Origin of the sequence: Sulfitobacter litoralis, from assembly GCF_900103185.1 — a bacterium.
GTDB classification, from domain to species: domain Bacteria; phylum Pseudomonadota; class Alphaproteobacteria; order Rhodobacterales; family Rhodobacteraceae; genus Sulfitobacter; species Sulfitobacter litoralis.
Genome location: NZ_FNJD01000036.1, coordinates 1 through 13,344 on the forward strand (window position 1 = coordinate 1; position 13,344 = coordinate 13,344).

Annotated in this window: 15 protein-coding genes and 1 pseudogene; 9 read left to right on the plus strand and 7 right to left on the minus strand. The window is 55.3% G+C overall.

All coding sequences use genetic code 11. The features are described 5' to 3' along the window. The 4 genes from BLQ98_RS17295 to BLQ98_RS17310 all read left to right on the plus strand — a co-directional run. Positions 1-220, plus strand: a 220-nt coding sequence (locus BLQ98_RS17295; RefSeq protein ID WP_141135325.1) for a transposase, incomplete at its 5' end; no start/stop codon positions are given. Between the two features lie 82 nt (positions 221-302). After that, a complete protein-coding gene (locus BLQ98_RS17300; protein ID WP_244148480.1) occupies positions 303-698 on the plus strand; it encodes a PRC-barrel domain-containing protein in 396 nt (131 codons plus the stop codon). A 350-nt stretch (positions 699-1,048) separates the two neighbouring features. Continuing rightward, positions 1,049-2,395: a Y-family DNA polymerase gene (locus BLQ98_RS17305; RefSeq protein ID WP_093734447.1), complete on the plus strand. Its 1,347-nt coding sequence runs from the start codon at positions 1,049-1,051 to the stop codon at positions 2,393-2,395. Then, positions 2,395-2,715, plus strand: a complete 321-nt coding sequence (locus BLQ98_RS17310; RefSeq protein WP_093734448.1) for a hypothetical protein — start codon at positions 2,395-2,397, stop codon at positions 2,713-2,715. Before BLQ98_RS17305 ends, BLQ98_RS17310 begins: the two co-directional genes overlap by 1 nt. On the opposite strand, the gene BLQ98_RS17315 is transcribed toward BLQ98_RS17310, so the two are convergent. Both BLQ98_RS17315 and BLQ98_RS17320 read right to left on the minus strand, forming a co-directional pair. Next, complete coding sequence (locus BLQ98_RS17315) at positions 2,712-2,987, minus strand: DUF3253 domain-containing protein (RefSeq protein ID WP_093734449.1); 276 nt, start codon at positions 2,985-2,987, stop codon at positions 2,712-2,714. The two genes, BLQ98_RS17310 and BLQ98_RS17315, sit on opposite strands and share 4 nt — an antisense overlap. A 267-nt stretch (positions 2,988-3,254) precedes the next feature. Next, positions 3,255-3,449 carry a hypothetical protein gene (locus tag BLQ98_RS17320; protein ID WP_093734450.1) on the minus strand — a complete coding sequence of 65 codons (195 nt, stop codon included), beginning with the start codon at positions 3,447-3,449 and terminating at the stop codon, positions 3,255-3,257. Between the two features lie 200 nt (positions 3,450-3,649). Between BLQ98_RS17320 and BLQ98_RS17325 the strand changes: the two genes are divergently transcribed. Together BLQ98_RS17325 and BLQ98_RS17330 are read left to right on the plus strand one after the other, a co-directional pair. Then, entirely contained in the window at positions 3,650-4,579 is a 930-nt protein-coding gene (locus BLQ98_RS17325) for a LysR family transcriptional regulator (RefSeq protein WP_093734451.1), read from the plus strand. A 126-nt stretch (positions 4,580-4,705) separates the two neighbouring features. Beyond that, positions 4,706-5,560 (plus strand): DUF481 domain-containing protein, encoded by an 855-nt coding sequence (locus BLQ98_RS17330; RefSeq protein ID WP_093734452.1) that lies wholly within the window; start codon positions 4,706-4,708, stop codon positions 5,558-5,560. A 147-nt stretch (positions 5,561-5,707) separates the two neighbouring features. Here BLQ98_RS17330 and BLQ98_RS17335 read toward each other — a convergent pair whose 3' ends face one another. The 3 genes from BLQ98_RS17335 to BLQ98_RS17345 all read right to left on the minus strand — a co-directional run bounded on the left by BLQ98_RS17335 (position 5,708) and on the right by BLQ98_RS17345 (position 8,746). Then, the gene (locus BLQ98_RS17335) at positions 5,708-7,201 is read right to left on the minus strand and encodes a tripartite tricarboxylate transporter permease (protein ID WP_093734453.1); all 1,494 of its coding nucleotides are present in this window, start codon (positions 7,199-7,201) and stop codon (positions 5,708-5,710) included. Positions 7,202-7,205: 4 nt separating this feature from the next. Further along, positions 7,206-7,688, minus strand: a complete 483-nt coding sequence (locus BLQ98_RS17340; RefSeq protein ID WP_093734454.1) for a tripartite tricarboxylate transporter TctB family protein — start codon at positions 7,686-7,688, stop codon at positions 7,206-7,208. Positions 7,689-7,759: 71 nt separating this feature from the next. Further along, the gene (locus BLQ98_RS17345; protein WP_093734455.1) at positions 7,760-8,746 is read right to left on the minus strand and encodes a Bug family tripartite tricarboxylate transporter substrate binding protein; all 987 of its coding nucleotides are present in this window, start codon (positions 8,744-8,746) and stop codon (positions 7,760-7,762) included. Between the two features lie 106 nt (positions 8,747-8,852). On the opposite strand from BLQ98_RS17345, the gene BLQ98_RS17350 reads away from it, so the two are divergent. The 3 genes from BLQ98_RS17350 to BLQ98_RS17360 are packed head-to-tail and all read left to right on the plus strand — an operon-like array spanning position 8,853 to position 11,867. Then, positions 8,853-9,521, plus strand: coding sequence for a response regulator transcription factor (locus BLQ98_RS17350; protein ID WP_093734456.1), 669 nt, complete (start codon positions 8,853-8,855; stop codon positions 9,519-9,521). Continuing rightward, the gene (locus BLQ98_RS17355; RefSeq protein ID WP_093734457.1) at positions 9,511-10,878 is read left to right on the plus strand and encodes a sensor histidine kinase; all 1,368 of its coding nucleotides are present in this window, start codon (positions 9,511-9,513) and stop codon (positions 10,876-10,878) included. Before BLQ98_RS17350 ends, BLQ98_RS17355 begins: the two co-directional genes overlap by 11 nt. After that, complete coding sequence (locus tag BLQ98_RS17360; RefSeq protein WP_093734458.1) at positions 10,857-11,867, plus strand: ABC transporter substrate-binding protein; 1,011 nt, start codon at positions 10,857-10,859, stop codon at positions 11,865-11,867. The genes BLQ98_RS17355 and BLQ98_RS17360 overlap by 22 nt, the downstream gene beginning before the upstream one ends. A gap of 113 nt (positions 11,868-11,980) precedes the next feature. On the opposite strand, the pseudogene BLQ98_RS18160 reads toward BLQ98_RS17360, so the two are convergent. Both BLQ98_RS18160 and BLQ98_RS17370 read right to left on the minus strand, forming a co-directional pair. Beyond that, positions 11,981-12,133 (minus strand): annotated as a pseudogene (locus BLQ98_RS18160) (integrase core domain-containing protein); the annotation flags it as partial. A 926-nt stretch (positions 12,134-13,059) separates the two neighbouring features. Beyond that, positions 13,060-13,344, minus strand: a 285-nt coding sequence (locus BLQ98_RS17370) for a transposase (protein WP_141135374.1), incomplete at its 5' end; no start/stop codon positions are given.

Sequence of the window (13,344 nt, forward strand, 5' to 3'; positions counted from 1 at the left end):
CATCCGAAAGATCATCTACACCACCAACGCAATTGAAAGCTTGAACCGTGTAATCCGCAAATCGATTAAGACGCGGGGATCGTTCCCGACCGAAGACGCAGCCACGAAGCTGATCTACTTGGCGATCCGCAAGTTTGAGAAAGGCGGCCGAAATGTTCGAGAATGGTTTGCGGCCCGCAATCATTTCGCCATAATGTTTGAGGATCGCTTCAATGCGTGACTGTATCTAAAACCCGCATGGGCCAGACCAGATACACAAAGTTCATGACACTCCCGTCGAGCAAGGGCAGGCACGCGTCTTGATGGAAGATTTCAATGCTGACGCGCAGGGCAACATGTCTGACGAAGACCGCAAGCGCTATCAGGAGGATGTGCAGCGTCTGCCGATCTTCAACCTGACTGCTGAAGAGCTGACCGGCCGCAGCGTTGCCACCGAGACTGGCGAAGACGTTGGCGAGATCGACTTTATCGGTGTGCGGGGCGATACCATTGTTGCTATCATCGGTGTCGGTGGTTTCCTTGGTATGGGCGAAAACGAAGTCGCCATCCCAGTTGAAAAGCTAATCCTGCGTGAGGATGAAGTGATCGTCCCCGGTGTGACCGAAGATCGTCTGGAGAGCATGCCAGAATTCAACGAAGCCGAAGTACGCATTCTTGAGCCGGGCATCCGTCTCGCCGAAGAACTGGGTCTCGATTAATTTAACGCGGGTACCGGATTTAAAGCTTTAAAGGAGGCGCCTCGGCGCCTTCTTTTTCGATCGCGTTTCCGTGAAAAAACCTATCAGACAGTCACAGCCGCCGCGAACTCCGCCTTCGCGCCGCTGCTGTTTGTCGATCAAGTTACAGCTCTCGCCCCTTTTTGGCGAAACTTCCATCAGACGGCGTATCACATCGCCTTTCGCAAGACGGTCATGGCCGATGTTGGAACCATTGAGCCATCTGTTAGGCGGCACAGGCCTTCATTCAGGTTTCGGCGCGCCTGCCCGTTGGGGTTGGCGCGTCGCAGAAATGTTCCTATAATGTTCCTGCGGTTATAGAGTAGCACCCGATGACGTATAACTTTCGAGGCCAAACCCATGCAGTGGAACGCCTTTACCTTGATTTCGATAGTTTTTTTGCCACGGCAGAGCAGCATTTCAATCCCGACCTGCGCGGTAAGCCTGTGGGGGTGATCCCGCTCGATTCGCCTCATACGGGCTGCATTGCAATCAGCCGCGAGGCGAAGGCGCTTGGTCTAAGGTCTATGGCAAAGATGTCAGAGGCGCGGGCGTTGATCCCTGACATGGTATTTGTCGTCGCGCGGCACGATGTCTATGTGCGCCTGCACAATCGTATTTTAGAGGTCATAGAAACCTGCCTGCCCGTGGCCAAGGTCCGGTCGATTGATGAGGTGGTCTGCCATCTTCTGCCCAGTGAGGCACGCGAGGGCGAAGCTTTGGCGCGCCGCATTAAACGGGCTTTGGCGACAAATTTTAGTGATATATTAACGTGCTCTATCGGGATGGCCCCCACTGAAACACTGGCTAAGATCGGGGCCGAAATGAACAAGCCGGATGGTTTCACCTTGATCGAAGCCACTGCGCTACCGGATCAGTTGGCGCATTTGGCGCTGCGAAAGTTGCCGGGTATTTCACAGGGCATGGAGGCACGTCTGAACGCCGCCGGTATTTCGGATTTTGATGGGCTTTGGCGTCTTGCCCCAAAACAGGCGCGTGCGATTTGGGGCAGCGTCGAGGGAGAGCGGTTTTGGTGTGAGCTTCATGGTACCCATGCGGAACGCCCCGCCACCGTTAAACGCATGTTTGGGCACAGCCGGATGTTGCCGGCAGATTGGCGCAGCCCCGATAAGCTGCGCGAATGTGCACAGCAACTCACGATCAGCGCAGGCCGTCGGCTGCGGCGCGCTGATTTGCGCGCAACCAAGCTGTCACTGGGCTTTCGCGGCGGTGAACGACCGATGTCACGCACAGGCAAAGCCAAGCTTCGTTGGGGATGGGAGGCGCAATTTCTCCCTGCGCGGGACGATCACCGTTTTCTCACTGCGCTGAATGAAGGGCTGACCGCGGCGCGTGCCGCCCTCCCCTTTCGGCCAAGATCGGTCAGTGTGATGTTGCATGGATTGGTCAGCGATGAGAATATGACCGAGGATCTTTTCAGCGACCAGGACACTGGCAATGGCACGTTGCGTGATGAACAAAACCGTTGGGAGGACGTGAGCGATGTTATGGACAGATTGCGTGCGACCCATGGGCCGGATGCGATTTCACTCGGCCCGCGCAGCACCGTGCCGGGCGGCTATCTGGGTGCCAAAATCGCCTTTGGTCGGATCCCGGATCAAGCTGACTTTGGCGATGCGCCCGTGTCGGACCACGACACACATTTTTGCAGCTTCTGATGGCCGGTAAAGCCTATCCCGTGACCCCGGACGGTCGTTATTTTCTGGTGAAGGACCGCCTGTGGCGCTGCACCAACCCCACCCTCCCAGAGGCGGAGCGCACGACGCAGGTAAAGCGGCTTATGCAGGCGCGGTCTTTGGTGAAAACAGCAAAATCCGATGAAGAATTGAGAGAGGCGCGCGCTCAGGTGCAGGCGGCAAAGGTTGCGCTCGGCGAACGGGGACCGGTCTGGTGGGACGACGGTGCGCCGGACGTGAACCGTCACCACCCCAAGAATACGCCCTATGCTGATTGGTGGCGTAGCCTTCCGAGCGCTTAACGCGTGTCCTTAACGATGGCGATGCGGTAGATTCCGCTAAGGTCCTTGGTGTCGACCGGCGTGCCACCTTGCTTGATCAATATTGCACCCTCTTCGGCCAACCTGATCGCCTGCTCGCGTATAGGATCCATCAAAGGCCGCCACGCCGCCTCGTCCTGCCCTCCAAGATGGCGGGCAACTTCAGAAGGGCAAATCGTCTTATCCGCGCCGCGCGCTGCGGCGAGGTCAATAATGGCCGTGGCAAAATTTGCGGGGTCTTCAAGGGGCTTCATGCAGCAAATCTGTCATAGCATCTATGCACAGTCCATCGCGTAAAGCCCAATCCGCCGGCGATGTCGTCGGACCACCCCAACTGCGGATCGCGCGTTCATCCGATCGTCTTCTTGTCCAATTATCCGCGCAAATCTTTCTTCATATATTCTGCGTAAAAACGCAGGCGCTGCGCTCAGAAATCGACAGTAATCCGCCTAAGAAACAAAAAATGACACGCTTTTCAGCGTGCCATTCAGAACATCGTTTAGGAGATTGAGAGCGCCTGCTTATTCGGTGCCCGAGACCTTTTTGACACCTTTGACGGCCAATCGGCCCGCGCCAACAGTGCCTTTAACCGCGGTTTTAGCGACGAAACCAGTTGCGCCGACGGTGTTGTCCACGACTTGTTCGGTGGAACAGGCCGAGAGGCTTGCCAGCGCGCCGATCATTGCGGCGATAAGTACTACTTTTGCATTCAACATACTCAGTTTCCTTTTGTGCATCAGGCCTTGGCCTGTCCTTCAAAGCGACCCTCCGGAAAGGAAGCGGCAACAGCTACCCTTTGGGTTCAAACACCCGAATCCCCGTTCTTCGCCTTGCTGACATCTACATAAGGGCTTTTATGGCATTCTAATAACGAATAGGAATGATACTTAAGGCAAGTTTAGCTTATGGATAGACAATGGACATTACCCTGATCAAAACGTTCCTTGAGGTTGCCAACACAGGTTCGTTCGTTGCCGCGCGAGATCGGCTTTTTGTGACGCAATCAGCCATCAGCCTGCGCATTCAGCGTCTCGAGGATAGTTTGGGGCACCAGCTGTTCATCCGATCCAAGGCGGGTGCAGTCTTGACCGCCGAGGGGCAACAATTCGAGCCCTACGCGCTGAGCCTTTTGAAAATCTGGGAGGAAGCGCGACAGAAAATCTCTATCCCGCATGGCTATTCACGCGCCCTCAGTATCGGTGCGCAGTATTCGCTTTGGCCGGGTTTGGGCTTTCGCTGGCTTGATGCGCTTCAAACGACGATGCCCGAGCTTAGTGTGCATGGCGAGGTTGGTATGCCAGACCGCATCACACGATTTCTCGTTGAGGGCGTGGTTCAGGCAGCACTTTTATACACGCCCCAGCTTCGCCCCGGCTTGATCGTCGAACCGGCATTGGACGATGAGTTGATCCTTGTTGCCTCTTATCCCAACGCGACGCTGGAAAACCTCGACGGGTATGTTGCCGTGGATTGGGGACCAGAGTTCACCCACGCGCTGGCGGTTGCTCTTCCTCATCTCACCGATTCTGGCCAGTCACTGGCATTGGGGGCCTTGGCGATGGAGTATATCGTCAACCGGCATGCGGCTGGTTTCTTGCCCGCCAGATCGGTCAGGCGTTATTTAGACGAAGAAAAGCTTTACATTGTGGCGGACGCGCCACGGTTTCATTACCCTTCTTGGATGGTTTGGCGCGAGGACATTGATGCTGATCTGGCCGAGCTGGCCCGCAAGACATTGAAGGCCGTCGTCCATGCGGCTGAAAAAGATCAAGAATATCTCGTCGACGAATTATCCGCGATGGAGGATTATGAACCGGTGTTACCTTCCCAAAATACAAACGAGTAATTATCGTTTCATGTAAAACTAAATTGAATTATCATCATCTTAACTGCGGCGTTAAACCCTGTTCCAGCAGAGTTGCTTTCGGACCATTCCCGGTTCGGATCACTTCTTTTGGGGAAGGATTGACCCATGAACACTCTTGCAAAGTTTGCCACAGTTTCCACGCTGGCACTGATCGTTGCTGCACCTGTATCGGCACAAAGCACATTGACCGGTGTAACCGGCTTGAATGACCAAATCGACGACATCACCACCGAAGTCGAACGCGACCAGCGTCGCGGTCAAGACGCGGATCGCTTTGGCGCGACTGGCGTGGCTCAAGGCTGGCGCGGTTCGTTTGCACTTTCCGCATCGGGCACATCCGGCAACACCGACAACGGTGAATTGGCGGGCGCTGGCCGTCTGACATACGGCATTGGCGACTGGAACCACCTTGTCGGGTTCGCGGTGGAATACGGCGAAGCAAACGGCATCAAGAACGAAGAAAAGTTCTTTGGCACATATGAAGCCAGCCGTTATTTCACACCGGAATTCTACATGTTTGGGATTGGTCGCTTTCAATATGACGGCCTGCTCACCGACACCTCCGGCGCGATTGTCCCGGGCTCTGAAACCGACGCTTTCCTTGGCTTTGGCCCCGGTTACCGCGTCTTGAATGAACCGGACCACACATGGCGTGTCCAAGCAGGCCCCGGTGCGCGTTACTACAAAGACGCAGCTGGCGTATCTGATACTGAATTCGGATTTATTGTGTCTTCGCGCTATTTCTACGCTTTGACAGATATGGTTTCTTTCACCAATGACACCGACATTCTTGGGTCGGATGCAAACACGATCTTCTCGAACGATGCAGGCATCAACTACAAGATGTCGAACAATCTGTCGACACGCGTGAGCTATCGCACAGACTACAACACCGACCCGTCTGCCGGTCTGAAATCGACCGACAATACCCTGGGCGTTTCGCTGGTCCTGGGCTTCTAAGATCAGGCTAGACCTTCGGTAGGTTTTACCTCGTACTACCGAAGGGTGCTTTGAACAGAGAATGGGGGAACCCATTCTCTGTTTCTGCTTCAAGCTGTTGCGTAATCACGTTGGACAGGCACGAGCACGCGTCTGTTATACCGCTTATCAGACGCCCTTCGCCCGCAGGCGCAGCGCGCGGATACCCGGCAACAGAACCAGCAAGACCGCAACGATCAGAATCCCCAATGTCATCGGACGCTCCCAAATGAAAGATAGACCGCCATAAAGCTGCATTGAACGGGCAAAATTATCTTCCATCATGCCGCCCAGGATAAAGCCGATGAGCAAGGGTGGCAGCGGAAAATTCGCGAATTTCAGCGCAATGCCGCAGACCCCAAAGGCGACAAGCAGCAGCAATTCGGTAGCGTTGTTTTGACCTATATACGCGCCCATCAAAGTGAAAAACAAAATGAAGGGGATCAGATAATTGCGCGGGATTGCGAGGACCTTGGCGATATAGGGGATCAACGGCAGGTTCAGGATCAACAAAACGAAATTACCGATGAACATGGACATGATGACAGCCCAGAAAATCTGCGGCTCGTCGATCATAAGGCGTGGCCCCGGTGTGACGTTCAGCGCGATCAACGCACCCAGTAGAATGGCCGTCGTGCCAGACCCCGGGATACCAAGCGTAAGCAATGGCACGAACGATCCGGTACACGCGGCGTTGTTGGCGGTTTCGGGTGCAGCAAGACCTTTGATGGACCCTTTGCCAAATTCGTCCTGCTCGTGTTTTGGCGCGATATTACGCTCGACGGCGTAGCCCAAGAAGGACGCGATTGTCGCCCCAGCCCCTGGCAGAACACCGATGAAAAACCCCTGAACGGATTGGCGACCGATGACAGGTGCTATGGCGCGCGCCTCTGCGCGGGTAATGCGCAAATCTTTGATTTCGCCACCGCTGTCGCCCATGTTTTTAGGCTTGAGGACAAGAAATATCGCCTCTGGCAGGGCGAACATCGCCATCGCCAAGGTGACAAATCCGAACCCCGACTGTAGCTCCATCATGCCGCCGGTAAAGCGGGGCATGTTGAACAACGACCCAAGACCGACGGTTGCCATCATCAGCCCCAACACCGTCATCAGCAACGCTTTGGCAACTTGACCGTTTCCTGCAAAAGCCGCGATGGCCGACAGTCCGACGACCATCAGTCCGAAGTATTCGGCAGAGTGAAAAAGCAGCGCGACAGAGCTTAGCATCGGGGCAAAAATCATCAGCAATATAGCACCGACCGTGCCGCCCGCGAAACTGGCGATGGCCGCAATCGTCAGCGCCTTGCCCGCTTTGCCCTGCATCGCCATCGGATAGCCGTCAAAGCTGGACGCAACGGTCCCTGCGACACCGGGCGCATTCAGCAGGATTGACGATGTCGATCCGCCAAAGATCGCGCCGTAATACACCCCTGCGAGCAGGATCAGCGCAGCGGATGGATCACCCAGTGAAATGGCAATCGGGATCATGATCGCGATGATCGACATCGGCCCGAGACCCGGCAGCATGCCGATGAACGTGCCGATCAGACAGCCGCCAATGACCATCGCAAGGTTTTGGACAGACAGGGCCGTTTGCAGGCCAATCAGTATTCCTTCGAGCATGCGATCAGTTCCCCAAGAAGAATGGCAATGGGCGCAGAAAAATCCCGAGGACTTCCTGCACAAGATACCAGATGGTCCCCGCCGTCAGCAGCGACACAGGGATCATCACATGCCATCTGCGTTCACCCAAGATGAACGATCCGGCGACCAGAAAGGCGGTGGTTGATCCCAGAAACCCCAGTGGGCGCAGGCAGAGCGCATAGGCTACCATTAAGGCCAGCATCAAGATCGCCTGCCCAAGCTTGTAATCTGTCAGACGACGGTGATCGATCTCGCCTATCACCTGCTCTCCCTTTTCAAGGCCAAGCAGAATGACGAGCGACAGCGCAGTGCCGAGTATTGACAGGATTTTCGGGAACGAGCTGGGCCAGACCGGTTTGCGCTGCATAAAAGGCGCCAAATTGGCGTCCATCGTGAACCACGCGACGTAGCCATAAAGTAAACATGTGCTCAACAGAACAAGAGCGATCCAACGATCCAAGGCCATCCGACCAATTCCCCCCAAATTTGAATGTTAAAACGGGCGGCACACTGTGTGCGCCGCCCGTTTTAATAGGCTTACAAGAAGCCCAGTTGACGCATCAGATCACCGATAACCTGCTCTTGGTTATCAAGGAATGTGCGGAAATCGTCGCCGGGGTTGTGGATGTTGACCCAACCGTTGCGGGCGCGCACAGCCTCCCATTCTTCGGTATCGTACATCTTTTTGATCACATCCTGATAGGCCGCCAGATCTTTCGCTGGAAGACCCGGTGCTGCAAAGAATCCGCGCCAGTTGACGAACGTCGTGTCGATGCCTTGCTCCACCATCGTCATGGCGTCTGGCGACGCCGGAACGCGTTCTGGCGACGTAACACCGATGATTTTGACCTCGCCTGCTTCGGACAAATCAATCGCCTCGGAGAGCCCCGTGGACAGTGCCTTGATCTCGCCCGATAGCAACGCTGCCATCGCGGTGCCGCCTGCATCATATGGAATGTAGTTCACATCGAGCGCATCGCGCCCGGCTGCTTGCATCACCATCGCCGCAACAACGTGATCAAGGCCGCCGGGAACAGACCCGCCACCGATGGGCGTGCCAGCAGCGTCCGCATCATAGGCCGCGAGGAAGTCTTCCATCGAGTTGATCGGGCTGTCTTTGCCAACCACGAGAGCCGCATAATCACCGATCGTCCCTGCTACCAACGTCAGATCGCGGTAGGTCTGGGAAATTTCACCTGTCAGGCCACGGATGACGAGCGGGGTCGAATTGACCATCAGTGTGCCATAGTTGCTCTCGGCGTTTTCGATCAGATACGCGATCGCTGTGCCGCCGCCGCCACCGGACATGTTCTCGTAGGATGCAGCGCCAATAAGTCCGGATACTGTCAAAGCTTCCCCCGTGCCGCGTGCTGTTCCATCCCAACCGCCGCCAGCACCGCCGGGAACCAGGAAATGGATGCTGTCGAGCACTTGGTGACTATCCGCAAATGCAGACGTTCCAAAACCAAGCGTCGCGACAGCCGTCGCGATCAGGGCACGACGGCCCATCTTAAAAGTTGTCATTGTCTTCTCCCTTTTGATAGCCGTTCTCCCTACGGCTCTGTCGGACGAGGCAATCACATCAACCTGACATAGACCTGTCATCAGCCTTCTAAAGGACAAAGAGCGCATGAAATTCCTCCTCGTCGAAGACAATCCGGAGCTGGCAAATGCGATCTGTTCCCGCATGGGACTGGATGGGCATCAGGTTGATCACGCTGCAAAAATCAGCGAGGCTGTGGCCTTCGCGCAGGTCGGTGAATACGATCTTATCTTGCTCGACATCATGTTGCCCGACGGGGATGGGCGCAGCTTTCTCAAGCAGCACCGTGCTGCGAAAAATGACACGCCGGTGATCGTTTTGACAGCGCGCAGTCAGGTTTCAGATCGAATCAGCATGCTTGATCTTGGCGCAGATGATTACGTTACCAAGCCTTTTGATCACGCCGAATTGCAGGCCCGTTGTCGCGCGGTGTTGCGCCGCAAAAGCGGTACGGCGCAACCGACAACCCGTTTGGGAGACGTCGAATTTGACCCTGTCAGAGGGTACCTAAACGTCAAAGGCACGACGATCAATTTGCGCAACCGGGAACTGCGATTGCTTGAGCTTTTGACAAACGCCAAGGGGCGGGTCTTTTCAAAGCAAAAACTGGTAGATCGGCTGTTTTCGTATGAGGACGATGTGTCCGAAAACGCGGTCGAGGTGTATATTGGACGGCTTCGCAAACATCTCGAAGGGTCCAGCGTTCAGATCACAACCCTGCGTGGTTTAGGCTACAGGCTCGATCATGACGAATAACGTCGTCGTCTTTGGATCGCTGCGCAATCGGCTGGCGATGATCCTGACCGGTGGGGCGGCGCTTCTTGCGGTACTGTTATTCTTTGTTGTACGGGCCTACGCGACCCAGATAGCCCAGCAGGGACAAGACAGCATTCTCGGGGCGTCGGTCTCTTCCATTCTTGACGCCGCTGTTTTGCGAGACGGCGCTGTGGAATTGGACTTTCCCTATGCGTCCCTGTCCATGCTCAGCACATCGGCCGACGACCGCGTGTTCTATGCGATCTACGAGGATGGCGCGCTGCTGTCTGGCTACGATGGATTAGGGGCTGTCCTGCCCGTCCAATCCGGTGAGAGTATGTTCACATCGACGAACTATGACAACGCCACCATCCGTGTCGCCACTGCAAGCCGCATTCTGATCGGGATAGACACACCGCGACAGGTCTCTGTCAGCGTGGCACAGACCCAAGACGCGCTGGCCGAAACGCTGAATAGGATTTCACGCAACGTCGCCCTGTTCGGGGCGGGCTTCTTCGCCCTTGCAACAGCATTGGCATTTTGGGCGGCGTCAACGACAATCGGCCAACTAAGCCGTCTGACGACATCCGTGACCCGGCGCGGCCCGCAAGACCTCAGCCCATTCCTCAAACCGGTGCCGTCTGAAATGGTCCCGCTGGTGGGGTCGCTGAACACGCTGATGTCACGGCTAGACCAGTCTCTAAAGCAATCCGAAGACTTCATCGCCGAGGCGGCGCACCGTGTCCGCACGCCGCTGGCCACTGTGCGGTCTTACGCAGAGGCCACCTTTCAGCGGGTAGAGACACAGGAAAACCGCGACGCCTTGCGCTCCATGATGCGCGCAATCGACGAAAGCTCGCGCGCGGCGGGGCAACTGCTCGATCATGCGATGGTCACCTTTCGGGCCGAGAACCTCGAACGCGAAGACGTAGAACTTGATGGGTTGTTGCGTGATCTCGTGCAACGGATGATGCCTGTGGCCGATATGCGCGATGTCACAATTGACCTAGAAAGCACCGAACCCGCGATCATACGGGGCGATCCGGTCTTGCTGCAAAACGCCTTTCGCAACCTCATCGACAATGCGCTTAAATACGCGCCGGCGGACACGTCGATTACGATCCACGTTCAAACAAAGCCGCGTATTTCGGTCGATGTCCTTGATCAAGGTCGTGGGTTCTTACCCGCCGAGATGGACAAGCTCGCCGGACGGTTTGTTCGCGGCGGTGATACGCAGGGGCACATCGGGTCCGGACTTGGGTTGACAATTGCGCAAGACGTGGCAACCGCGCACAACGGCACCATGGTATTGTCCAATAGACCGGAAGGCGGCGCATGCGTTACTTTGCAATTCTAATCTTTTCTGTCTTACCCCTGTTTGCCGCCGCACAAGACTGGGAGGATCAGCGGGTCTTTGGGGTCGAAAGCGCGCCGCAAACGCTGCGGATACTCTCCAGCACAGACACCTCGTTTTTTATCCCGATAATCGAGAGTTTTATGGCACAGCGGCCGGGCATTTCCGTTGAATATCTTGTCACAGGTACAGCCGATCTGGATGATCTATTCCGCCAGAGCCCAGACCAATTCGACGTCGTCATTTCAAGCGCGATGGATTTGCAACTCAAGCTCACCAATGACGGCTTTGCACAGCGACTAGGAGAGCTGGAGCATCCCGACTGGGCGCAATGGCGCAGCAGTCTGTTTGCGTTCACCATCGAGCCCGCAGCCATCGTCGTCAACACCGCGGCGTTTAGAGGACTGTCCATACCCGCCACACGCCAGGAACTGATCGAAGTCCTACGTGCCAACGCAGAGCTGTTTGACGGAAAAGTCGGGACCTACGATGTGCGCCTTTCGGGATTGGGGTACCTGTTTGCAACGCAAGACGCCCGTGCATCGGAAACGTTTTGGCGGCTCATGGAAGTCATCGGCAGTCTTGACGCGCAGCTCTATTGTTGTTCGGGTGAAATGATTGACGACCTCGCAGAAGGTCGCATTTTGGTCGCTTATAATGTGCTTGGCAGCTACGCATTGGCGCGTGCAGACACCCAAGACGCGTTGACCGTTATCCTACCCTCCGACTTTCCGACGACGATGATGCGATCCGCATTCGTGTCCAAATCTGCATCGGACCCGATCCTGGCTGAGTCCTTCGTGAGCCACCTGATCGGCCTGCAAGCTGAAGGCTCCTCAAAGGACTTCCCCTTGCCATCGCTTGATGCTTTTCAAGCCACCAGTGGCCGTGCGTCCATCAGCCTCGAACCTGCGTTGATGACGTATCTCGACCAGCTCAAGCAGCAGATTTTCATTCGCGAATGGGAAAGTGCGATTATTCAAGAGCAGTAGAACTTTGGGGCCGTATCAAAAGCCGCTTGTGATCAGCTTCCATCGGTCAGCATCGGGTTGTCGCTGTGGCAGGGCGTGGCGGATGCGCAAGCTGCCCCCCGAGGCTCCCTCATTCATAACGAGAGTTTGCGGGTTTGGATTTCATATTCCGTGGCTTCGTTTTGGGCAAGCGCACGACGCGCTTCTGCTGGTGTCTTGTAGCCCAGCGATAAGCGCGGTCTGAATTTGTTATAGTCGTATCCCCAAAAAGCCAATTTTCGGCGAGCGTCATCTTGAGAACTTCATGCGAACATCTGGTGCCTTCCGTCAACTTCCGCGCCTAGCTTCCTAAACTCCAACGCAAAATGCCGACCCTTTCGGATCGGCATTCAGGAAACTAAGCCGCTTCAGATACTTATGCGTCCAAGAGATTCATAATGGCCATTCGATGTGGTCGAAAGGTCAAAAAACATTAGCAATGGCGATTAACTCCTGTGTCCGACAACTGTTCCGGCAACCATTTAATGGCCACTGATGTCTCCCCTACCCCTTATTTATATGGCGCTTCAAATGGGATCGGCGAACGATCTGACCATTCCGCAAGCAATTAGTGTCCACCACAAAAATTCTTAAGCTTCTGTCCCCTACCTTATTCTAAATAGTCCGCAAACCCTCGAACAAAAAAACCGCCCAACAAAGGGCGGCTATCGAAACATCATTTTTGAGAACTAAATTCTAAAAAATCGACCGCAATTACGTGTACGATTTATATGAGAAAATGTCAGACGTTAGGGGGTGAGATTCATGTTTTCATGCTCGCATTGATCGGGGAATATCCGGTGAGAGTGGAGAGCCGAATACCAACTAAAGTCGCAACCAGGCGGATGGCCACTTTTTTTGTGGGCTGCCTACGAATATTGTAGTGCCTTACGCCAGCCGGCCGCCAGCCTTGCGCTATCAGGCCCGGCGCAGTGAGGCGCGGATCGCCCTTCGAGGGTTTCGTAAAGCATATCCAAAGCGAGGCCTGAAAAACACGCGATCGAGACCTCGTAGAAATCTTCAACGGTAGGAAAAGCCTCGAGTCCGCCTGTTTCAAACAGGCGTGACGACCAGCGCTTTTCGAACTTTGGAGCGTCCGGTACCAAAACCCTCTCCGCCGGGAGTGTCATGAACTTTGTGTATCTGGTCTGGCCCATGCGGGTTTTAGATACAGTCACGCATTGAAGCGATCCTCAAACATTATGGCGAAATGATTGCGGGCCGCAAACCATTCTCGAACATTTCGGCCGCCTTTCTCAAACTTGCGGATCGCCAAGTAGATCAGCTTCGTGGCTGCGTCTTCGGTCGGGAACGATCCCCGCGTCTTAATCGATTTGCGGATTACACGGTTCAAGCTTTCAATTGCGTTGGTGGTGTAGATGATCTTTCGGATGGCGGGATCAAAAGCAAAGAACGGGATCACTTCCTGCCAAGCCCTGCGCCAGGCCGGTGCGATGGA

Bases quoted from the DNA above. Each gene is read 5' to 3' on its own strand.
- BLQ98_RS17330 (WP_093734452.1), top strand. From the start codon at position 4,706: ATGAACACTCTTGCAAAGTTTGCCACAGTTTCCACGCTGGCACTGATC.
- BLQ98_RS17335 (WP_093734453.1), bottom strand. From the start codon at position 7,201: ATGCTCGAAGGAATACTGATTGGCCTGCAAACGGCCCTGTCTGTCCAA.
- BLQ98_RS17305 (WP_093734447.1), top strand. From the start codon at position 1,049: ATGACGTATAACTTTCGAGGCCAAACCCATGCAGTGGAACGCCTTTAC.
- BLQ98_RS17350 (WP_093734456.1), top strand. From the start codon at position 8,853: ATGAAATTCCTCCTCGTCGAAGACAATCCGGAGCTGGCAAATGCGATC.
- BLQ98_RS17355 (WP_093734457.1), top strand. From the start codon at position 9,511: ATGACGAATAACGTCGTCGTCTTTGGATCGCTGCGCAATCGGCTGGCG.
- BLQ98_RS17340 (WP_093734454.1), bottom strand. From the start codon at position 7,688: ATGGCCTTGGATCGTTGGATCGCTCTTGTTCTGTTGAGCACATGTTTA.
- BLQ98_RS17300 (WP_244148480.1), top strand. From the start codon at position 303: ATGGAAGATTTCAATGCTGACGCGCAGGGCAACATGTCTGACGAAGAC.
- BLQ98_RS17345 (WP_093734455.1), bottom strand. From the start codon at position 8,746: ATGACAACTTTTAAGATGGGCCGTCGTGCCCTGATCGCGACGGCTGTC.
- BLQ98_RS17325 (WP_093734451.1), top strand. From the start codon at position 3,650: ATGGACATTACCCTGATCAAAACGTTCCTTGAGGTTGCCAACACAGGT.
- BLQ98_RS17310 (WP_093734448.1), top strand. From the start codon at position 2,395: ATGGCCGGTAAAGCCTATCCCGTGACCCCGGACGGTCGTTATTTTCTG.
- BLQ98_RS17315 (WP_093734449.1), bottom strand. From the start codon at position 2,987: ATGAAGCCCCTTGAAGACCCCGCAAATTTTGCCACGGCCATTATTGAC.
- BLQ98_RS17320 (WP_093734450.1), bottom strand. From the start codon at position 3,449: ATGTTGAATGCAAAAGTAGTACTTATCGCCGCAATGATCGGCGCGCTG.
- BLQ98_RS17360 (WP_093734458.1), top strand. From the start codon at position 10,857: ATGCGTTACTTTGCAATTCTAATCTTTTCTGTCTTACCCCTGTTTGCC.